At 67.9% G+C, this 18,735-nt stretch carries 18 protein-coding genes and 1 pseudogene; 10 read left to right on the top strand and 9 right to left on the bottom strand.

All coding sequences use genetic code 11. From position 1 onward, the window contains the following. Window positions 1–67 precede the first annotated feature (67 nt). Window positions 68–994, bottom strand: a complete 927-nt coding sequence (locus tag ACIHAO_RS31430) for a diacylglycerol/lipid kinase family protein (RefSeq protein ID WP_396563947.1) — start codon at window positions 992–994, stop codon at window positions 68–70. A gap of 280 nt (window positions 995–1,274) precedes the next feature. On the opposite strand from ACIHAO_RS31430, the gene ACIHAO_RS31425 reads away from it, so the two are divergent. Then, entirely contained in the window at window positions 1,275–1,778 is a 504-nt protein-coding gene (locus ACIHAO_RS31425) for a hypothetical protein (RefSeq protein ID WP_396563945.1), read from the top strand. Window positions 1,779–1,797: 19 nt separating this feature from the next. Here the strand turns inward: ACIHAO_RS31425 and ACIHAO_RS31420 are convergent, their stop codons facing one another. Beyond that, window positions 1,798–2,283 carry a GNAT family N-acetyltransferase gene (locus ACIHAO_RS31420; RefSeq protein WP_396563943.1) on the bottom strand — a complete coding sequence of 162 codons (486 nt, stop codon included), beginning with the start codon at window positions 2,281–2,283 and terminating at the stop codon, window positions 1,798–1,800. Window position 2,284: 1 nt separating this feature from the next. Further along, a complete protein-coding gene (locus ACIHAO_RS31415; protein WP_396563941.1) occupies window positions 2,285–2,878 on the bottom strand; it encodes an acid phosphatase in 594 nt (197 codons plus the stop codon). Window positions 2,879–2,940: 62 nt separating this feature from the next. Between ACIHAO_RS31415 and ACIHAO_RS31410 the strand changes: the two genes are divergently transcribed. Next, the gene (locus ACIHAO_RS31410) at window positions 2,941–3,411 is read left to right on the top strand and encodes a hotdog fold domain-containing protein (RefSeq protein ID WP_125788396.1); all 471 of its coding nucleotides are present in this window, start codon (window positions 2,941–2,943) and stop codon (window positions 3,409–3,411) included. A gap of 83 nt (window positions 3,412–3,494) precedes the next feature. Here ACIHAO_RS31410 and ACIHAO_RS31405 read toward each other — a convergent pair whose 3' ends face one another. Then, on the bottom strand, window positions 3,495–4,172 hold the full coding sequence (locus tag ACIHAO_RS31405) for a hypothetical protein (protein ID WP_396563938.1): 678 nt from the start codon (window positions 4,170–4,172) through the stop codon (window positions 3,495–3,497). A gap of 320 nt (window positions 4,173–4,492) precedes the next feature. Here ACIHAO_RS31405 and ACIHAO_RS31400 point away from each other — a divergent pair, with 320 nt between their 5' ends. Further along, the gene (locus tag ACIHAO_RS31400) at window positions 4,493–6,100 is read left to right on the top strand and encodes a GMC oxidoreductase (protein ID WP_396563936.1); all 1,608 of its coding nucleotides are present in this window, start codon (window positions 4,493–4,495) and stop codon (window positions 6,098–6,100) included. Between the two features lies 1 nt (window position 6,101). On the opposite strand, the gene ACIHAO_RS31395 is transcribed toward ACIHAO_RS31400, so the two are convergent. Then, entirely contained in the window at window positions 6,102–6,707 is a 606-nt protein-coding gene (locus tag ACIHAO_RS31395; RefSeq protein ID WP_396563934.1) for a dTDP-4-dehydrorhamnose 3,5-epimerase family protein, read from the bottom strand. A 377-nt stretch (window positions 6,708–7,084) separates the two neighbouring features. On the opposite strand from ACIHAO_RS31395, the gene ACIHAO_RS31390 reads away from it, so the two are divergent. Beyond that, window positions 7,085–8,260: an NADP-dependent malic enzyme gene (locus ACIHAO_RS31390; RefSeq protein ID WP_396563932.1), complete on the top strand. Its 1,176-nt coding sequence runs from the start codon at window positions 7,085–7,087 to the stop codon at window positions 8,258–8,260. A 96-nt stretch (window positions 8,261–8,356) separates the two neighbouring features. On the opposite strand, the gene ACIHAO_RS31385 is transcribed toward ACIHAO_RS31390, so the two are convergent. Together ACIHAO_RS31385 and ACIHAO_RS31380 are read right to left on the bottom strand one after the other, a co-directional pair. Beyond that, window positions 8,357–9,097 carry a septum formation family protein gene (locus ACIHAO_RS31385; protein WP_396563930.1) on the bottom strand — a complete coding sequence of 247 codons (741 nt, stop codon included), beginning with the start codon at window positions 9,095–9,097 and terminating at the stop codon, window positions 8,357–8,359. 56 nt (window positions 9,098–9,153) lie between these two features. Then, the gene (locus ACIHAO_RS31380; RefSeq protein ID WP_396563928.1) at window positions 9,154–10,557 is read right to left on the bottom strand and encodes a bis-aminopropyl spermidine synthase family protein; all 1,404 of its coding nucleotides are present in this window, start codon (window positions 10,555–10,557) and stop codon (window positions 9,154–9,156) included. 256 nt (window positions 10,558–10,813) lie between these two features. Here ACIHAO_RS31380 and ACIHAO_RS31375 point away from each other — a divergent pair, with 256 nt between their 5' ends. The 4 genes from ACIHAO_RS31375 to ACIHAO_RS31360 are packed head-to-tail and all read left to right on the top strand — an operon-like array spanning window position 10,814 to window position 14,167. Beyond that, window positions 10,814–11,902, top strand: a complete 1,089-nt coding sequence (locus tag ACIHAO_RS31375; RefSeq protein ID WP_396563926.1) for an ABC transporter ATP-binding protein — start codon at window positions 10,814–10,816, stop codon at window positions 11,900–11,902. Continuing rightward, window positions 11,902–12,585, top strand: coding sequence for an ABC transporter permease (locus ACIHAO_RS31370; RefSeq protein WP_396563924.1), 684 nt, complete (start codon window positions 11,902–11,904; stop codon window positions 12,583–12,585). Before ACIHAO_RS31375 ends, ACIHAO_RS31370 begins: the two co-directional genes overlap by 1 nt. After that, window positions 12,582–13,271, top strand: coding sequence for an ABC transporter permease (locus ACIHAO_RS31365; RefSeq protein ID WP_396563922.1), 690 nt, complete (start codon window positions 12,582–12,584; stop codon window positions 13,269–13,271). The genes ACIHAO_RS31370 and ACIHAO_RS31365 overlap by 4 nt, the downstream gene beginning before the upstream one ends. 8 nt (window positions 13,272–13,279) lie before the next feature. Beyond that, window positions 13,280–14,167 (top strand): ABC transporter substrate-binding protein, encoded by an 888-nt coding sequence (locus tag ACIHAO_RS31360; RefSeq protein ID WP_396564116.1) that lies wholly within the window; start codon window positions 13,280–13,282, stop codon window positions 14,165–14,167. 79 nt (window positions 14,168–14,246) lie between these two features. On the opposite strand, the gene ACIHAO_RS31355 is transcribed toward ACIHAO_RS31360, so the two are convergent. Further along, entirely contained in the window at window positions 14,247–14,762 is a 516-nt protein-coding gene (locus tag ACIHAO_RS31355; protein WP_396563920.1) for a GNAT family N-acetyltransferase, read from the bottom strand. A gap of 393 nt (window positions 14,763–15,155) precedes the next feature. On the opposite strand from ACIHAO_RS31355, the gene ACIHAO_RS31350 reads away from it, so the two are divergent. Continuing rightward, complete coding sequence (locus tag ACIHAO_RS31350) at window positions 15,156–16,718, top strand: S8 family serine peptidase (RefSeq protein WP_396563917.1); 1,563 nt, start codon at window positions 15,156–15,158, stop codon at window positions 16,716–16,718. Between the two features lie 132 nt (window positions 16,719–16,850). Next, the gene (locus ACIHAO_RS31345) at window positions 16,851–17,567 is read left to right on the top strand and encodes a hypothetical protein (protein WP_396563915.1); all 717 of its coding nucleotides are present in this window, start codon (window positions 16,851–16,853) and stop codon (window positions 17,565–17,567) included. Window positions 17,568–18,096: 529 nt separating this feature from the next. Here the strand turns inward: ACIHAO_RS31345 and kgd are convergent. After that, a pseudogene (gene kgd, locus ACIHAO_RS31340) lies at window positions 18,097–18,735 on the bottom strand (multifunctional oxoglutarate decarboxylase/oxoglutarate dehydrogenase thiamine pyrophosphate-binding subunit/dihydrolipoyllysine-residue succinyltransferase subunit); the annotation flags it as partial.

The raw sequence follows: 18,735 nt of genomic DNA, 5'->3' as shown, positions 1-18,735 counted from the left end.
TGAGCGGAGGTTCTGCGTCGATGAGCGGCAGGTCGTACTTTGCCGCAGGCGATCAGCGGTCCGGTCGTCAGACGATTACCGTCAGTGCTCCCGGGACGCTGAAGAACTCCACCCTCTTCCGCTGGCCGACGAGGTCGCCGTCCACCTGGAAGTTTACCGGTTCAGCAGCGTCTATGCGGATCATCGGCAGGTCATCGTGACGAAGGAGACGTCGCCCGCGTTGGTCGCTCTTCGTGAGCAATGCCTGCCGTACATGCTTGAACACGGTGGGCAATCCCAGACCGTTCAACGCGAAAAGGCCCAGTCCGGTGTCGAACGAGCTGCCCGGGTTGAGGTGGACGGGACGGTCTCCCAGGTAACTCCACGGATCGGTGTTCGACACGAAAGCGGTCAGCACTTCGGTGGGCTCTTCACCAGGGATCCGGACCGTGAGGGGCGGACGGCCGAGCGGAGGCCGCAGATGCGACACCACGGCGGCCCTCAGATAGAGCCCGGCGGTGGTCTGCTTGCCCCGTCGCTTGGCCACCCGGCCGACGACGTCGGCGTCCCAGCCGAGGCCGGCGTTGAAGGTGAACCAATGGCCGTCGGCGATCCCGAGGCCGACTTTGCGGCTCCGGTCGTTCTCGATGGCGTTGAGAAGCTGATGGGTCGCTTCCACGGGATCGTGCGCGATCCCCAGCGCGCGGGCGAAGACGTTCGCCGAGCCGCCCGGCACGACACCGAGCATGGGGACGTCGCCGACCTTCGCCGGATCGCCGTCGGCGTCCGCGAGCAGCCCGTTGACCACCTCGTTGACCGTGCCGTCGCCGCCGTGGGCGACCACCAGGTCGATCCCGTCACGGGCGGCGGACCGGGCGACGGCCATCGCGTGGCCGCGGTAGTCGGTCTCCACCACGTCGAGTTTGACCTGGCTGGCCAGTGCGTGCGCCAGCACGTCACGGCCACCGGCGGTGGTCGAGGTGGCCTGGGGATTCACGACGAGGATGGCACGCACATACCGCAGGGTAAGCCTCTTCGGCCCGAAGAGGGGAGCGTCAGGTGACGCGAAGCTCAATGGCCGTGCGTCCTCGAGGTAGCACCTTGTGACCCTGTGGCGGGCGTCCCTCCTCACTGCCGGTGAATGACAGCGTGTCGTGACAAGTGCACCCGGGCCGACCGCCCGCTCATCGACGACGCCTCCAATTCTTCCCATACGGCGGTCCGGGGAAACCGGCCGACCGGGTGGCATACGATCGAAAGCGCTCACGTACGGTGACCCGCCCTGGTGGAGTGCCGTGACCGGAAGCCTGGAAGGCTGTTTCGCCGTGTCCATCGCAGACAAGCTCTCGCCCGCGCCCCGTGAAGTCCGCCTCGCCGGGGCCGTCACCGCGCTGCCGGGGCTCGCCCTGATCGTGTTCGCGATCCTGCTCCTGGTCAACGGGCAGGCCGGACCGGAGAACCTGCTGGCCGAGGTCGCCTACTACCTCGTCCTCGCCGCCGGAACGCTGGCCTGCGCGGTCGGGCTGGCGATGGGGAAGACGTGGGCTCGCTCGCCCGGTGTGGTCGTCGCGCTGATCCTGGTGGGGGTCGGCTGGTACGGCGCGGGTCCGTCCGGGCAGCCGCTGTGGGGAGTGCCGCTCGGGCTGATCGGCGTCGCCGTCATCGTGCTGCTGTTCCGCCGCCCTTCGCGCGCGTGGGCGCTCGGGATGCAGGACGGCGAGAGCGAAGAGGAGGCCGCCGAGCGCGACGGCGCCGCGGGTCGTGCGGCGCGTCGCGAACGCGAGGAGCGGGACCTCTGATCAGGGGCCGGACAATCCCCTACCGAACCTGGGCGGCGAGGGCCTTCAAGGGCTCGTCGGTGAGGCGGTCGACGGTCCATTCGTCCATCGGCACCGCGCCGAGGGACTTGTAGAAGCCCTGCGCCGGGTTCCAGTTGAGCACCGACCATTCGAGGCGGGCGTAGCCGCGCTCGACGCAGACCGCCGCGAGAGTGGCCAGTAGCGCCTTGCCGAGGCCGGAGCCGCGCTGCTCGGGGCGGACGTAGAGGTCCTCCAGGTAGATGCCGTGCACGCCGCGCCAGGTGGAGAAGTTGAGGAACCAGAGCGCGTAGCCGACGATCTCGCCGTCGACCTCGGCGACGTGCCCGAACAGGCCGGGAGCCTCACCGAACAGCGCGGTGCGCAGCTGCTCGGGTGTGAGGTGGCATTCGTCCGGGGCGCGTTCGAACTCGGCGAGGTCGTAGACGAGCTGGACGACGGCGTCCACGTCTTCTTCGCGGATGCGCCGGATGCGGTCGTCGCCCATTTCAGTCCTCTGTGGTGGGGAGCAGGTTGAGGTGTTCGATCTGCGGCTCGCCGCGTTCGTCGCCGAGCACCGCGACGCCGGCCGGGTCGAGTCCGAAATGGACGCCCGCGGTCGACGGCAGGCCGACCCAGCGCGCGACCAGGACGCGGCTGAAGTGCCCGTGGCCGACGAGGATCACGTCACCCCTGCCGAGCGGTTCGCGGACGCGTTCGATCAGCTTGTCCGCGCGGGCGTTGACGTCCTCCGCGCTTTCACCGCCGGGGATCGGATGCGACCAGACCGTCCATCCGGGAACGGTCTCGCGGATCACCGGCGTGGTGACGCCCTCGTAGTCGCCGTAGTCCCATTCGCCCAGCTCTTCGGTGACCTCGTCGACGCGCAGCCCGGCCAGCTCGGCCGTCCGCAGCGCGCGGGTGCGGGGGCTGGACAGGACGAGGGCGGGAGAGCCGCCGAGCACCGCGCGCAGGGTGCCGCCCGCCGCGCGGGCCTGCCCCTCGCCGGCGGCCGTGAGCGGGATGTCGGTGCGTCCGGTGTGCCGTCCGTTGACGGACCACTCGGTCTGACCATGCCGGAGGAGGAAGAGCCGATGTGCCACGTTGCGAATATAGCCTGCGGTCCGGTTATGCTACTGGTGAGTAACATGATGAGGAGACCGTGATGGCGCAGAATCCGACCTACGCGATGTGGAACCGGCTGGCGGGCAAGCCGGTCGGCAAACAGCTGTTCTCGGCGGCGATGTGCCTGCGTGTGCCGTACTTCCGGACGGTGCTCCCGACGGTGCGCGATCTGCGTCCCGGCCGGTGCGAGGTGACGTCCCCGAAGTGGTGGGGTGTTTACAACCACATCAAGACCTTTCACGCGATCGCGGCATGCAATCTCGCCGAGATCGCCATGGGCATGCTCGCCGAGGCGACCGTCCCGGCGACGCATCGCTGGCTGCCCAAGGGGATGACGGTCGAGTACGTGGCGAAGGCCGAGACGGGTCTGCGCGCGGTCGCCGAGCTGCCGGAGTTGCCGGAATTCGGCGACGAGGGCTTCGAGCTCCCCGTGCCGGTGACGATCACGGACACGAACGGGAAACCCGTCGTGACCGCGACCATCACCATCTGGGTGACCAAAAAGAAGTAAAGCGCTTCCGCTCCCGCAATTCGGCACCTGGTTGCGATCCTTGCGTGTGCGAACCATCGCAACCAGGTGACTGATTGCGGTGGTCAGAGCGGCTTGAACTGCACGTAGGTCGTCTGCTTGAAGATGTTCTTCCCGCTCGGCGACGGCAGGCCGAGCAGCTGGTCCGCGACCGGCGCCAGCCTGCCGCAGCCGGTCGTGGCCGGCAGGGCGAGCCGCGAGTCGACGACGCCGAACTTCACCGTCGTCGGGTTCTGCGAGATCACCTCGAAGGGCACCGCGGGATCGTCCTTGACCACCGAGTGGAGCGGCGCTTCCAGGGTGCCGACCGTGCATTCCTTGGGTAGCAAGGGATGCCGCAGGGCGGCGTAGAGGTCCAGCTCGCCGCGGCGTTCGTCATTCGACTGGAAGTCCGAGTAGCCGCCGTACTTCAGCTGCATGCTCGCGCCGAAAGTGCCGCGGATCCGGGCGGGCGCGTGCCGCAGTTCGCCGAAGACCTGCGCGAATTTCCCGTCGATCTCGCCTTCGGAGAACGTCAGGCGCATCTCCCCGAGCGGGATCTCCCGATCGCCGATGGTCAGAACTCCTTGGGAGACAAAGGCTTCGCAGCGCCAGGTCCCGGGGTCGGCGTTGACGGGCGGCGCCGGGCATGCGGAGAAGTCGAAATCGGGCACGGGCGACGGTGTCGCGGCGGCGTGGCCGGGAAGGGCGAGGAGGGCGGCTGCGGACAGTGCGGCCGCGGTCGCGGCGAGAAGACGTCTCATGACTCGAAAGAGTGGCCCGCGGCGGCGTGGGTCACATCGGGGAAGGCCCCCAGGGGACCCCTGGTATCCCATGCCAGGTAGCTTAAGTTGATCTTGGACGGGTTTTGACCGTAAGTGGTGACGGTTTCCGCAGGCCAAGCGTTAAGGGGTCGTGAGTGGCAAAGGTCGTTCTAACGCTCATTGCCACTCACGACAGGCTGCGTGGCATCGCCCTGGGATCGCCACGTTCGAGTGAAAATAAACGGTGTTTATCCAGCTGACGCGAATCTGCTTCGGATTCGGCCTTGAAGGTGCGCCGAACGGCGGGCGATCATCGGCCCATGTCCCCACTGTCGCGCCGCAAGTTCCTCGGGTTCACCGCGCTCAACTCCGCCGCGGCTCTCGGGCTCACCACGATTTCCACCGCACAGGCCCGAGAATCGTCTCCGGGTTTCTCGACGGCCGTGGTCGTCGGCACCGGTTACGGCGCCGCGGTCACGGCGCTTCGCCTCGGTGAAGCCGGGATTCCGACGGTCATGCTCGAAATGGGCAAGCTGTGGGCCGATCCCGGGCCTGACGGCAAGGTCTTCTGCGACATGCTCCGGCCGGACCGGCGGGCCATGTGGTTCAAGGACCGCACGCAGGCCCCGCTCGCCTCCTTCCTGTGGATGGATGTGGCCAACCGCGACATCAAGCGGTATCCCGGAGTCCTCGACAGGGTGAACCACGGGGACATGTCCGTCTACGTCGGACGAGGGGTCGGCGGCGGTTCGCTGGTCAACGGCGCGATGGCCGTGACACCGAAGCGGTCGTACTTCGAGGAGATCCTGCCCGCCGTCGACGCCGACGAGATGTACCGGACGTACTTTCCGCGGGCCAACCAGGCACTCGGCGTGAACCACATCGATCAGCGGTGGTTCGAGACCTGCCGTTCTTACCGCTACGCGAGGGTTTCCCGGAAGGCGGCGGCGCGAGCGGGGCTCAAAACGGTGTTCGTGCCCAGCGTCTACGACTTCGAGTACATGAAGCGGGAAGAAGACGGCACGGTGCCGCGGTCGGCGCTCGCGTCGGAGGTCATCTACGGCAACAACCACGGCAAACGTTCCCTCGACAAGACCTACCTCGCGGCCGCGCTGGGCACCGGGAACGTGACCATCAAGACGCTGCACCAAGTCCGCGGGATCACCCGCCAGACCGATGGCACCTACGTCCTCACCGTGCACGAGACCACGGAGGACGGCGTGGTCGTCGCGAGGAAACAACTCGGTGCGAAGTACCTGTTCCTCGGCGCCGGCAGCCTCGGTTCGACGGAACTGCTCGTGCGGGCGCGGGAGACCGGGACGCTGCCCGGACTGAACGACGAGGTCGGCCGCGGCTGGGGCACCAACGGCAACGTGATGCTGGGCCGCGCCAACCACGCGTGGGATCTCGGCGGCCCGCTGCAGTCGGGGATGCCCGCGCTCGGCATCGACGCGTGGGACGACCCGGTGAACCCGGTCTTCGCCGAGGTCGCGCCGGTGCCCGCCGGAATCGAGACCTGGCTGAGCCTGTACCTGGCGATCACGAAGAATCCCGAACGCGGCCACTTCACCTACGACGCCGCCACCGACTCCGCGCGGCTGCGCTGGAACGCGGCGCAGGGGCAGCCGTCGATCGACGCGGCGAAGTCGTTGTTCGACAAGGTCAACCGCGCGAATCGCACGATTTACCGGAGTGACCTGTTCGGGGATACGCGGTCGTTCGAGAACCGGTTCACCTATCACCCGCTGGGTGGATTGGTGCTGGGTGAGGCCACCGACCTGTACGGCCGGGTGAAGGGCTGTCGGAACCTCTACGTGACCGACGGATCGCTGATCCCGGGCAGTACCGGGGTGAACCCGTTCGTCACGATCACCGCGCTGGCCGAGCGGAACGTGGAACGGGTGCTGAGGGAGGACTTGGCGCGCTAGCTCAGTTCGCGGCCCGCAACTTCTCGTAGTACGCCACGCAATCGTCGTATCGCGGCAGAGATCCCTGCTCCAAGGCCTCTTTCAGATGGGGCGCGGCGGTGTCCTTTTCGGACACCACGGGTTCGATGTCCCGCGGCCACGGCAGCGCGAGATCGGTGTCCATCGGGTTGACGCCGTGCTCGCCGGCCGGGTTGTACGGCTCGGAACAGAGATAGGCCATGACCGTTTCGTCTTCGAGCGCCATAAAGGCGTGGCCGAGGCCTTCGGCGATGTAGACCGCTTTGTATTCGGCGCTGTCGAGCAGCACGGACGCCCATTCGCCGAAAGTGGGCGAGCCGACCCGGAGATCGACGATGACGTCGAGCAGCGAACCGCTCGGGCAGTACACGTATTTCGCCTGCCCGGGCGGCGTGTCGGCGAAGTGAACGCCGCGGATGGAACCGCGCCGCGAGACGCTGGTGTTGGTCTGCCCCAGCCGAAGCCGGTGCCCGACCGTTTCGACGAACACCTCTTCCTGGAACGGCGCCACGAACAGGCCGCGGTGATCGGGGAAAACGCGAGGGGTGAACTCGAAACAGTCGGGGATGCCGAGGCGCCTGGCTTGCATGACCTCCATGCTAACGAGACGTTCTCAAGCCGGACGGACGTCTTGCTATACCTCTCTTGAGCTGCGGAAAGCCGGGCCGGTTTGTGACATCAACCGCACCAGAGGGGCACACTGGTCCGCATGCCTGTCACAATGATCTGACCGCTGCGTCCGCGGCCGTCGCCACACCCACGGCACCGATGGCCGATTGGACGCTTCGCCGACAGGCCGGCGCTACCGCGCTGGGCTGCCGTGTCGGAGGACGAGTTACCCCAGGTGGCCGGGCCATGCCCAGTTTTGGCCTGCTCACCGGCCAGTTCCCCCGCTCGCAGTCCCAGGAGAATCCCATGACCTTCGCTCGAATCGAGACTTCGCCGTCCTTAGACACGGCGGAAGCAATGACGGGAACCACGATGACCACGCCAGTGACGGACACCGAGATCTTCGAGGGCCACGAGGGCGGCAAGCTCTCCGTGGCCGCGACGCGCCCGATCTCCTCGCCCCGTGACCTCGCGGTCGCGTACACGCCTGGGGTGGCGAAGGTGAGCCGTGCGATCGCCGAGGACGCGGCCAAGGCGAAGCGGTACACGTGGGCGGACAGGCTGGTCGTGGTGGTCAGCGACGGTACGGCGGTGCTCGGCCTCGGTGACATCGGCGCGAGCGCTTCGCTGCCGGTCATGGAGGGCAAGTCGGTCCTGTTCAAGACCTTCGGCGGCCTCGACTCGATCCCGCTGGTGCTCGACACCACCGACGTCGACGAGATCATCGAGACCCTGGTCCGGCTGCGCCCGTCGTACGGCGCGGTGAACCTGGAGGACATCTCGGCGCCGCGCTGCTTCGAACTGGAGGACCGCCTCAAGGAGGCCCTCGACTGCCCGGTCATGCACGACGACCAGCACGGCACGGCGATCGTCACGCTGGCCGCGCTGCGCGGGGCGAACCAGGTCCTCGGCAAGGACATCGCCGGCCAGCGCGTGGTCGTCTCGGGAGCGGGCGCGGCCGGGGTGGCCTGCGCCAGGATCCTGCAGAACGCCGGCGTCGCGGACGTCACCGTGCTCGACTCGCGCGGCATCATCCACGAAGGTCGCGAGGGCCTGAACCCGATCAAGCAGAAGCTCGCCGAGACCACCAACACGGCCGGTCTGCGCGGCGGCCTCGGCGAGGCGCTGAAGGGCGCCGACGTCTTCCTGGGCCTGTCCGGGGCGACCATCGACGAGAGCCTGCTGGCCGGGATGGCCGACGACGCGATCGTGTTCGCGCTGTCGAACCCCGACCCGGAGGTTCACCCGGCCGTGGCGTCGCGGTACGCCAAGATCGTGGCGACCGGGCGCAGCGACTACCCGAACCAGATCAACAACGTGCTGGCCTTCCCCGGTGTCTTCCGCGGCGCGCTGGACTCGGGCGCGCGGGCGATCACGGAGAACATGAAGCTGGCCGCGGCCGAAGCGATCTTCGCCGTCGCGCAGGACGACCTCGGCCCGGACCGGATCGTCCCGAGCCCGCTGGACCCGCGGGTCGCGCCCGAGGTGGCCGCGGCCGTCGCGAAGGCCGCCGAGGCCGACGGCGTGGTGTGACGGTCCCTTTCACGCTTGCTCAAGCGCTATGAAAGGCCCCTTCATTGCAAAATTTGCAATGAAGGGGCCTTTCATAGCGTGTGGGGGTTGCGCACGTCAGCCGGTCGGGATGGACAGATCGGCACCGGGGACGAGTGCGGAACCGGTCAGCTCCGAGCCGGGCGAGTGAAGCGTGCAGAAGACGGTGCGCACCCCGTGTTTCCAGGCGTCGCGTTCAGGCTTCAAGTAGCTCAGATCGGTGTAGACGCCTTCCGCGTCGAGTCGCGGCTTGTCCACGTTCTTGGCCATGATCCGCTGACAGTGGTCCAAGGCTTCCGCTTTCAGTTCTCCGCCACTGGGCCAGGGGCCGTCCGTCGCAGTGAAGGTTCCGATCACCTGGGTGGTGTGCGCGTTCCCGCACGTGGTGAGTTCGACGCTGGTGAAAGTGCCCGTGACCGCGGACTGCTGGAAGCAATCGCCCGGCTTCAAGGTGCAGGCGTTGGCGTGCCCGGAAGGCGGGGTCGCGCAACTCGCGCTGGGAGCGCCCGGCGTGCTCGCGGTGTAGCTGTCCGGGTTCCCCATGGTGTTCCCGAGCAGGGCGATCCAGCCGACGGCCCAGAATCCGGCGGCCGCGAGACCGCCGATCGCCAGGCCCCGGCCGGGCCGTTTCCCCGGGCCGGTCTGGGTGAGCGCGATGATGCCCATGATGATCGCGGGCAGCAACGGCAGCGCCAGGCAACCGGCCAGGCCCAGTACGAGTGCGGCGATCGCCAGGCCGCTGGTCTTGGGACGGTGTGGCGGGTAGGCGAACCCGTACGGCTGTGCGATCGGCGTTCCGGGGCCTTGAGGTCCGTGCATGGGACCGAATCTAGGAAGAGCGCATGAAGTTCCGATGACATGCCGGAGCGTGCGGCTCAGCCGAGCAGTTCCGCCAGCCGGTGCCTCGGCAGGTCGATCAGCCGCGCGTCCGTCAGGTCCGACGGTACGTCCAGCGACACGTTCGCCAGCCGCGCGTGCGCACGGGTCAGGAGTTCGTCCGGATGCTCGACGGCGTCCGCGACGACGATGGCGTGCCGGTTGTCCGGGGTGCTCCGCAGCAGCCGCAGCTTGTACTTCGCCCCGACCAGCCGGTTGAGCGCGCCCTGCGCTTCGGCGTTCGTCAGGTCGGGATGCGAGTTCGGGAGCAGCAGCGCCAGCCGTCGCGCGTTGGTGCCCAGCAGGGTCCGCAGCAGCCACGGGCCGGGGTCGGCCGAAAGGTCCATCGCGACCGCGTCACCCTCCGGCCCGGAAACGGACCAGTCGACCGGCCGCGACTCCAGCGCCAGCCCGCCCTCCGTGGCGGTTTCGTGCAGCTTGTCCAGCAGCGACGGCTTGGCCGCGCCCGCGGATTCCACCGACTGCGGGCCGTGGGTGTAGATCGCGGCCTTTCCCTTGCCGCCGCGGTTCTTCTTCGACTTCGCGGTCGGCTGACAGACGTAGAGGTCCGCCGCGCTCCCGATCGCCTGCGCGCCGAAGTACCGGTTGAAGTCCGGCAGGATCGCTTCGAAGGTCAGCCCGAGCGTCGCGAGCGCCCGCTGCACCTGCGCGCCCAGCGCGGGATGGCGCGGGCTGTAACCGTAGGCGAGCAGCAGTCGCCCCTCCGAGGGGTCGCTGAGCGCCTGGACCCCGCGCGCCGCGAACAACCCCATTCCTTCGGGGGTGTAAGGCGGATCACTGAACACGAGATCCATCCGCCCGGTCACCGAGGGTGGCAGGCCGACGCGCAGATCCGTGTGCAGGGTGCGGATCGACCGCTCGCTGAGTTCGTCGATGTAGGCGAGGACACGATCGTCGAGGTCGACGACGGTGAGGTCCGCGTCGGGCCGCAACGCGCGTACGGCCAGCGAAGTGAGGTCATGGTCACCCAGGAACAACAGCTTCGCCGTCGAAAGGTCGTAGCGCTCGTCCAGCCACAGCGCCCGGTTCAGCACGGTCTCCGGCGTCGCCTGCACGTGGTCGAGAGCGGCCAGCGGCGCCGGTACGTTCTCGACGTAGCCGGTGATGGTCTTCAGCAGGCCGGGATCGGATTTCCGGTCCCGCGCCTCGAAGCGCGCGTACTTCTCCCGGGTGGCGGGGGCGAGCCGGACACGGGACTCGTTCCGCTCGAGGTCGTCGCCGAGCGCGTTCAGGACGTCTTCGACACTCCGGCGTGGCGCGGTGCTGAGCCGGACCAGTTCGCCGAGATCACGCCAATCCGTCCGGAGCAGGGAAATCACCTGATGGAGCGGTCGCACGTGGACACCGTGCGCCGCCAAGACGTCATCGACGGAGGAACTCACAGTCAGCAGCCTAGGCCGTGTCCTGTGAGACACGCTCGCGGTCTCCGCGCCCAGGCGGTCCCTGGCGGTACGGGCGGACGCGGCCGAGTACGACCCGGTACGAGGCCGATCCGCCCGCACCGCCAGGAACCACCTGGATCACGAAGCCCATCGGGCGTGTCTCACAGGACACGGCCTGGTGACCCGCCCCCTGAGACACCGTGCCAACAGGCAGGATGTGGGCTACGGTTTTTCGACCAGACATGGGGAGAGACGCGTGACTATCGAGTTCCGTGGCGTGACGAAGCGGTATCCGGACGGGACGGTCGCGGTCGACGACCTGGACCTCACCGTGGAGGACGGCACCATCACCGTCTTCGTCGGGCCGTCCGGCTGCGGCAAGACCACGTCGCTGCGGATGATCAACCGCATGGTCGAGCCGACGTCGGGCACGGTACTGCTCGACGGCAAGGACGTCAGCGAAGGCGACCCGGCGCTGCTGCGCCGCGGCATCGGTTACGTCATCCAGCACGCCGGCCTCTTTCCACACAGGACAGTCCTCGACAACGTCGCGACCGTGCCGCTGCTGTCCGGCTGGGACAAGGGCAAGGCGCGCAAGCGTGCCGCCGAACTGCTCGAAACCGTCGGCCTGCCCGCGGAACTCGGCAAGCGCTACCCCGCCCAGCTTTCCGGCGGCCAGCAGCAGCGTGTCGGGGTCGCCAGGGCGCTCGCGGCGGATTCGCCGGTGCTGCTGATGGACGAGCCGTTCTCCGCCGTCGACCCGATCGTCCGCGAGGAACTGCAGGACGAATTGCTGCGCCTTCAGTCACAGTTGGGGAAGACGATCGTGTTCGTCACCCACGACATCGACGAGGCCGTGCGGCTCGGCGACAAGATCGCGGTGCTCCGCGTCGGCGGGGTGCTCGCGCAGTACGGCACGCCGTCCGAGGTGTTGCGTCATCCCGTCGACGACTTCGTCGCTTCGTTCGTGGGCAAGGACCGCGGCTACCGCGGGCTTTCGTTCCTGTCGGCGGAAGGGATCGTCGTCGAAGAGGTCACGCGGGTCGAGGTCGGCAAGCCCGCCCCCGGGCCGGCCGACGAGTGGCGGGTCGCGGTCAACGCCGACGGACAGCCGCGCGGCTGGCTGCGTCCCGGGTCCACTGTGGACGGGGAACTCGCCGAGACGGACCTCGTCGCGGGCGGGTCGCTCTACGTCCAGGGTTCACCGATCCGCGGCGCGCTCGACGCGGCGCTTTCCTCGCCCGCGAGCCTCGGTGTCGTGGTCGACGCCGAGCAAAAGGTCGTCGGAGTGGTCAGAGCCCAGCAAGTCCTCCAAGTGATCGAAACGCCGTCGCTGAGCTCCTGATGGGCGACTTCTTCGCGGAACTCGGCCGCTACCTTGGCAGCGCCAACAACCGCTCGCAGTTCTTCGGCGACCTGCTCGACCACATCTATCTCTCGCTGGTCCCGCTGGTGCTGGGCCTGCTGATCGCGGTGCTGGCGGGCTGGCTCGGCCACCGGTTCGCCGCGGCGCGTTCCGTGCTGCTCGTGGTGTCGAACCTGCTGTACACGATCCCGTCGCTCGCCCTGTTCGTGGTGATCCCGGGCATCATCGGTTCGAAGATCCTCGACAGCGTCAACGTCATCGTGGCGCTCACCGTCTACACCGCCGCGCTGCTCGTGCGCCCGGTGCTGGACGCGCTCGACGCGGTCCCGCCGCACGTCGTCGCCGCGGCCACGGCCATCGGCTACAAACCCGCGCGCCGCTTCCTCGCCGTGGAGCTGCCGCTTTCGGTGCCCGTGCTGGCGGCGGGCGTCCGGGTGGCCTCGGTCAGCAACATCAGCCTGGTCAGCGTCGGCGCGCTGATCGGCACCGGCGGGCTCGGCGTGCTGTTCACCGACGGCTTCCAGCGCGAGTACTTCTCGCCGATCGTCGTCGGGATCGTCGCGACGCTGCTGCTCGCGCTGGTCGTCGACCTGCTGCTGGTGCGGCTCCGGAATCTCCTCACACCCTGGGACCGGGTGGCGACCGCGGCGGGGGCGAAATGATCGGCGACGTCCTGAACTGGTTCGGGGATCCGGCCCACTGGCAGGGCACGAACGGCGTCCCGGCCCGGCTGCTGCAGCATCTCGGCTACACGGCGCTGGCGCTGGTCTTCGCGCTGATCATCGCGATCCCGCTCGGGCTCTACGTCGGGCACACCGGTCGTGGCGCGGTGCTGCTGGTGAGCGGCGGCAACGCGATCCGCGCGCTGCCGACGCTGGGGCTGGTGACCTTCCTGTTCCTGCTCTTCACCGAAAGCGAGCTCTCGACGATCATCGGGCTCGTGGTGCTCGCGATCCCGCCGATCCTCGCCGGGACGTACGCGGGCTTGCAGGCGACCGACCACGGCTTGGTCGACGCGGCGCAGGGCATCGGAATGACCGGCTGGCAACGGTTGTGGAAGGTCGAGGTGCCCATCTCGCTGCCGCTGGTGCTCGGCGGGGTGCGGAACTCGGTGCTGCAACTGGTGGCGACGGCCGCCGTGGCCGCTTACGTCGGGCTCGGCGGGCTCGGCCGGTTCCTGCTCGACGGACTGGCCATTTTGGACTATCCGCAGGTGGTCGCGGGCGCGCTCCTGACGACGTTGCTGGCCGTCGTGCTGGATCTGGTGCTGGCGGGCGTTCAGCGGCTGCTGGTGCCCAAGGGAGTTCGGCTGGCGCAGGCCGCGAGCGGGAAGAAGGCGAAGGCATGAGGCGGAGGATGGCGGCGCTGTTCGCCGGGATCGCTTTGCTCACGGCGAGTTGTGGCAACCCGCTCGCCGGGGGCGCCGAGGGCGGTGCGACCGGCGACATCATCATCGGCGCGTCCGACGTCGGGGAAAGCCTTCTGCTGGCCCAGATCTACGCGGGCGCGCTGCGCAACGCGGGCGCGGAGAACGTCACCGTGCGCCCGCCGGTCGGCAGCCGCGAGGTCGTCGTCAAGGCACTGCAGGACAAATCGCTTTCGGTCGTACCGGATTACAGCGGGAACCTGTTGCGCTACTTCGACAAGGACACTCAGGCGACGACCCCGCAGGACGTCTACGCGCAGCTGAAGCAGAAGCTGCCGCCGGGATTCGAAGTCCTGGAACAGGCCCCGGCGGAGGACAAGGACCTGCTGGTGGTGCGCAAGGAACTCGCCGATTCCGGGGTGCGGACCTTCTCCGACCTCGGCAAGCGGTGCGAGGAACTCGTGCTCGGCGGTCCCGGCCAGTGGAGCAGCCGCTGGAAGGACAAGATCAAGGCGCTGTACGGCTGCGAGTTCGCCGAGATCCGCACGACCGACACCGGCGGCCCGGTCACGGTCGCCGCGTTGAAGTCCGGCGACATCCAGGTCGCCGACCTGTTCAGCACGTCTTCGTCGATCGCCGCGAACGGGTTCGTACCGCTGGTGGACGACAAGAACATGTTCCCCGCGCAGAACATCGTGCCCCTCGCGGCGAAGGGGACGTTGTCGCCGAAGGAGGTCGACGCGCTGAACCGGGTTTCGGCGGCGCTCACGACCGATCAATTGACCGAGTTGAACGTCCAGTTCAGCGAGGAGAAGCGCAACCCGCTCGACGTCGCCGAGGAGTTCCTGCGCCGGAACAACCTCCTCGCGCCCGCCTGACACCCCACGCAATTCGGCACCTGCTTGCGATAGTTCGGCTAACGAACGACCGCAACCAGGTGCCGAATTGCGATCGGTGCTAGAGGCGGTCGAATGCGGGGGAGTAGCGGAACTCGCCTTGGAGATCGGGCGTGTAAGCGCGCAGGGTGCGGACCTGGAAGTGCGGCGCCCATTCGGCGACCGGCGGCGTGATCCCGTGCTGTGCGGCGAGTACGAAGCCGAAGCGGGAGTAGTAATTCGGGTCGCCGAGCAGGACGACGGCGCCGTAGCCGAGGGCGTCCGCCGCGCCGAGAACCGCGTGCACGAGCGCGGAGCCGATGCCGGAGGCGTGATACTCGGGCAGGACACCGAGCGGACCGAGGCCCACCGTCGACTTCACGTCGGAGCCGAGTTTGGCCGGGCTGCAGCAGACATGCCCGGCGACCTTCCCGTCGCGTTCGGCCACGATGGACAGTGCGCCGATCAGGTCGCCGTCCTCCCGTAGTTCGTCGACGAGTTTCGCCTCGACCACCGGGACACTGTGTTTCGCGAACGCGGCCAGATGTACGGCGTGGATCGCCTCGCGGTCGGCCGGGATTTCCTGTCGGAGCAGCATGCGCCCGAGTGTGCTCCATCCGAAGGTAGGATGGAAATCGATTTCCGCCCGGCGAGGTCGCGACTTTAGTAGGCGGCCATCCGTGTGTACTTCCACGCCACTGAAACGTCCGGTGGGCGGGAAAGCGACCACCGGATGTGCGGATTCCCAATTCTTCGTGGGCCGTACGGGCGCAAAACGCGACTAAAGGCGGGGGCTGAACGGTGCCCGAGCTGCGTCGATGACGTGTCCATTACTACCGGGATGTCCGTAATGCAAGGTCTTCCTTGGGGTGAATCGGCGACTTAGTCTCAGCCTGCGCTCCTAAGTGGAACGCGCTTCACCTCTGAGTCACCCCAACGATCCGGCGGGCCGTTTCACGCCCGTGGGTCGACCCTGCCTGGGAGGAATATCTTGAACAATTCCCTGGGAACCTTGAAGAGACGACTGCCCGCCTTCGGTGTGGCCGCGGCCGTCGCCGTGCTGACGGCGCTGGGCGGTACCACCGTCGCGTCGGCGGCGGAGGGTTCGATCGTCAACGCGGGTAGCGACAAGGCGATCAAGGACAGCTACATCGTCGTGCTGAAGGACGGCTCGTCGGTCGAAGCCACCGCGAAGAGCGTGACCAAGCGCCACGGCGGCACGATCGAGAAGACCTTCGCGTCTTCGGTCCACGGCTTCTCCGGTGCGCTGACCGAAAAGCAGGCGAAGCGTGTCGCCGCCGACCCCGCGGTCGCCTACGTGGAGCAGAACCAGACCGTCTCGATCTCGGCGGACCAGCTGAACCCGCCGTCGTGGGGCCTGGACCGGGTCGACCAGCAGAGCCTTCCGCTCGACCAGAAGTACAGCTACAGCACCACGGCGTCGAACGTCACCGCGTACGTCGTCGACACCGGCATCCTCACCACGCACCCCGACTTCGGCGGGCGCGCCACCCACGGCCGTGACACCGTCGACAACGACAACGACGCCACGGACTGCCAGGGTCACGGCACCCACGTCGCCGGCACCATCGGCGGTACCGCGCACGGCCTGGCCAAGGGCGTCAAGCTCGTCGCCGTCCGCGTGCTGAACTGCTCCGGTTCCGGGACGACCGCCGGCGTCATCGCCGGTGTCGACTGGGTGACCGCGAACGCCGTCAAGCCGGCCGTCGCGAACATGAGCCTCGGCGGCGGCGCGTCCGCCACCCTCGACCAGGCCGTCCAGCGGTCGATCGCGGCGGGTGTCACCTATGGTGTCGCGGCCGGTAACGACACGGGCGCCAACGCCTGCAACGTCTCGCCCGCCCGTACGCCGGAAGCGATCACCGTCGGCTCGACGACGAACACGGACGCGCGGTCCAGCTTCTCCAACATCGGCACCTGCCTCGACATCTTCGCGCCGGGCAGCGGCATCACGTCGACGTGGCTGAACAACGGCACCAACACCATCAGCGGTACCTCGATGGCGACCCCGCACGTCGTCGGCGCGGCGGCCCTGTACGCCTCCGCCAACCCGACGGCCACGCCGAAGCAGGTCCGTGACGCCCTGGTCGCCAACGGCACCAAGGACAAGGTGACCAACCCGGGCACCGGTTCGCCGAACGTGCTGCTCTACACCGGCACCGGTGGCCCCGGCCCCGAGCCGACCCCGTGTGGCACGCAGACCAACAGCGGCGTCGTCGCCATCCCCGACGCCGGTGCCGCGGTGACCAGCACGATCACCGTCGCGAACTGCGCCCGCAACGCCTCGGCGACCACCAAGGTCGCGGTGAACATCACGCACACCTACGTCGGTGACCTCGTCATCGACCTGGTCGCGCCGGACGGCAGCTCGTACCGCCTGAAGGGTTCGAGCAACGACTCGTCCGACAACATCAACACCACCTACACCGCCAACGTCTCGACCGAGGCCGCGAACGGCGCCTGGAAGCTGAAGGTGCAGGACGTGTACCGGGTCGACACCGGCTCGCTCAACAGCTGGTCGCTGACCGTCTGATCCACATCTGGAGTACGTGAAGGCCCCCTTCCTCCTGCTGGGAAGGGGGCCTTCCCGTATCCGGAGAGTGATTCGGCGCCCAGTTGCGGCGTTCGTCCACTAAGGACCTTCGCGAGGCTTTACCCTCTCCGCATGCAGCCCGGACCGCCCTATCAGCAGGGACCTCAGCAGCCGTATCCGCCGCAGGGATATCCGGGGTATCCGCCGCCCGGATACGGGCCGCCGCCCAAGAAGTCGAACACCGGACTCATCGTCGGGCTCGTCATCGGCGCGGTGGTGCTGCTCGGCGGTGGCGGTGTCGCGGCCTTCCTGCTGCTGTCCGACGACGGTTCGTCGCCGACCGCGGCGCCGACGTCGTCCAAGAAGACCGGTCCGCCGGACAAGTACACCTCGATGCCCGGCTGCGAGAAGATCGGGAGCAAGATCCGGAACATGCCGCCGCTCGAAACGCCGAAGGGCGAGGAGCCCGCGAGCACGTCGAACGACGACATCACCTACACCCGCTCGTCCTGCAGCTGGCGTGAGCCCAACGCGCCTTCGGCGACCGTCTCGATGTACCTGTCGAAGTCGAAGGAGCCGGGATCGGGCGCCGGTGAGGCGTGGGCCAAGGCGAGTGTCGAGAACGCCGTGACCGATGGCGGCGTGCTGATCCCCAGCATGGCGAAGTCGACCAAGGCCGTGCACACCAAGCTCGACTCGTCGAGCCAGTGCCAGATCAAGTTCTACCAGGGCAACGTCGAGGGCGAGATCATCGTGACCGGCCCCGACGCGTCCGGGACCGTCAACCAGACGGTGTGCAAGGAGAACGCGCTGAAGCTGGCCAAGGCGACGTCCGAAGCGATCGGCTGAAGGACGCTTTCCCCGCATCAGACGCAGGATCCCGGCAAAGTCGAGATCTTGCAGGTCAGGCGACTGTTCCTGCACTGTCGCGGGGCCGCATGTGCCGGTGGTGGGCAAGCCGAGGTGGGGCAAGCCTGGTTCTGGGCGCCGGCGGGGCTTCAGTGTCCACAAGGACACTGTCGGGCGATTGAGTGTCCGATTGATGCCGCTATGTGCGTTTCTGCGGGGGTCGTGAGTGGCAATGAGGGTTAGAACAACAAAAATCACTCACGACCCCCTCGTGAGACCGTGCAAGTCACCCAAACCGGACACCTCTGTGTCGTAAAGGGTCCTTTGTGGACAGTCAAGGGCCGGGTGAGGCTCCTTGCGGGAGCCTGCTCCTGTCGGGTCCACCGCGACACGTTCGCCTTGTTCCGCTCTAGCGGCGGAGCCGACCAGTGGCTATGCGACTTTGCCGGATCCCCGCATCAGACGCAGCGAAGGGGCCCTTCACCGCATGGGATGCGGTAAAGGGCCCCTTTCAGCTCACGTCAGGCGATCAGTCGAAGGCCCGCGCGATCAGCGCCTTCTGCTCGACCTCGTGCACCTTGGACGAACCGGCCGACGGGGCCGCCATCGGACGCCGCGACACGACGTCCAGGTTGGCGAACACCTCCGGGAGCTTCCGCGGCAGGTTCAGGCCGAAGAACGGCCACGCACCCTGGTTCTCCGGCTCCTCCTGGACCCAGACCGCGGGGGCGCCGTTGTAGCGCTCGAGCGCCGCCAGCAGCTTCTTCTTCGGCAGCGGGTAGTACTGCTCGACCCGCACGATCGCGATGTCGTTCGCCTCGCGCTTCGTCCGCTCGGCCACCAGCTCCCAGTAGAGCTTGCCCGAGGTCAGGAGCACCTTGCGCACCTTCGACGGGTCAACGACGGCGTCGTCGATGACCGACATGAACTTCGACTGGCCGGTGAAGTCCTCGACCTGCGAAGTCGCCGCCTTGTTACGCAGCATCGACTTGGGGGTGAAGACCACCAGCGGCCGGTTGACTCCGTCGAGGGCGTGACGGCGGAGGAGGTGGAAGTAGTTCGCCGGGGTCGACGGCACCGAGACGGTCATCGAGCCTTCCGCGCACAGCGAGAGGAAACGCTCGATGCGGCCGGAGGTGTGGTCCGGGCCCTGGCCTTCGTGGCCGTG

Origin of the sequence: Amycolatopsis sp. NPDC052450, from assembly GCF_044547565.1 — a bacterium.
In the GTDB taxonomy this organism is placed as follows: domain Bacteria; phylum Actinomycetota; class Actinomycetes; order Mycobacteriales; family Pseudonocardiaceae; genus Amycolatopsis.
This window is presented reverse-complemented; position numbering and strand designations above follow the sequence as displayed.

Coding starts and splice junctions, on each gene's coding strand:
- ACIHAO_RS31420 (WP_396563943.1), bottom strand. CDS start 2,283: ATGGGCGACGACCGCATCCGGCGCATCCGCGAAGAAGACGTGGACGCC.
- ACIHAO_RS31410 (WP_125788396.1), top strand. CDS start 2,941: ATGGCGCAGAATCCGACCTACGCGATGTGGAACCGGCTGGCGGGCAAG.
- ACIHAO_RS31405 (WP_396563938.1), bottom strand. CDS start 4,172: ATGAGACGTCTTCTCGCCGCGACCGCGGCCGCACTGTCCGCAGCCGCC.
- ACIHAO_RS31400 (WP_396563936.1), top strand. CDS start 4,493: ATGTCCCCACTGTCGCGCCGCAAGTTCCTCGGGTTCACCGCGCTCAAC.
- ACIHAO_RS31395 (WP_396563934.1), bottom strand. CDS start 6,707: ATGCAAGCCAGGCGCCTCGGCATCCCCGACTGTTTCGAGTTCACCCCT.
- ACIHAO_RS31390 (WP_396563932.1), top strand. CDS start 7,085: ATGACGGGAACCACGATGACCACGCCAGTGACGGACACCGAGATCTTC.
- ACIHAO_RS31385 (WP_396563930.1), bottom strand. CDS start 9,097: ATGCACGGACCTCAAGGCCCCGGAACGCCGATCGCACAGCCGTACGGG.
- ACIHAO_RS31370 (WP_396563924.1), top strand. CDS start 11,902: ATGGGCGACTTCTTCGCGGAACTCGGCCGCTACCTTGGCAGCGCCAAC.
- ACIHAO_RS31365 (WP_396563922.1), top strand. CDS start 12,582: ATGATCGGCGACGTCCTGAACTGGTTCGGGGATCCGGCCCACTGGCAG.
- ACIHAO_RS31360 (WP_396564116.1), top strand. CDS start 13,280: ATGGCGGCGCTGTTCGCCGGGATCGCTTTGCTCACGGCGAGTTGTGGC.
- ACIHAO_RS31355 (WP_396563920.1), bottom strand. CDS start 14,762: ATGCTGCTCCGACAGGAAATCCCGGCCGACCGCGAGGCGATCCACGCC.
- ACIHAO_RS31345 (WP_396563915.1), top strand. CDS start 16,851: ATGCAGCCCGGACCGCCCTATCAGCAGGGACCTCAGCAGCCGTATCCG.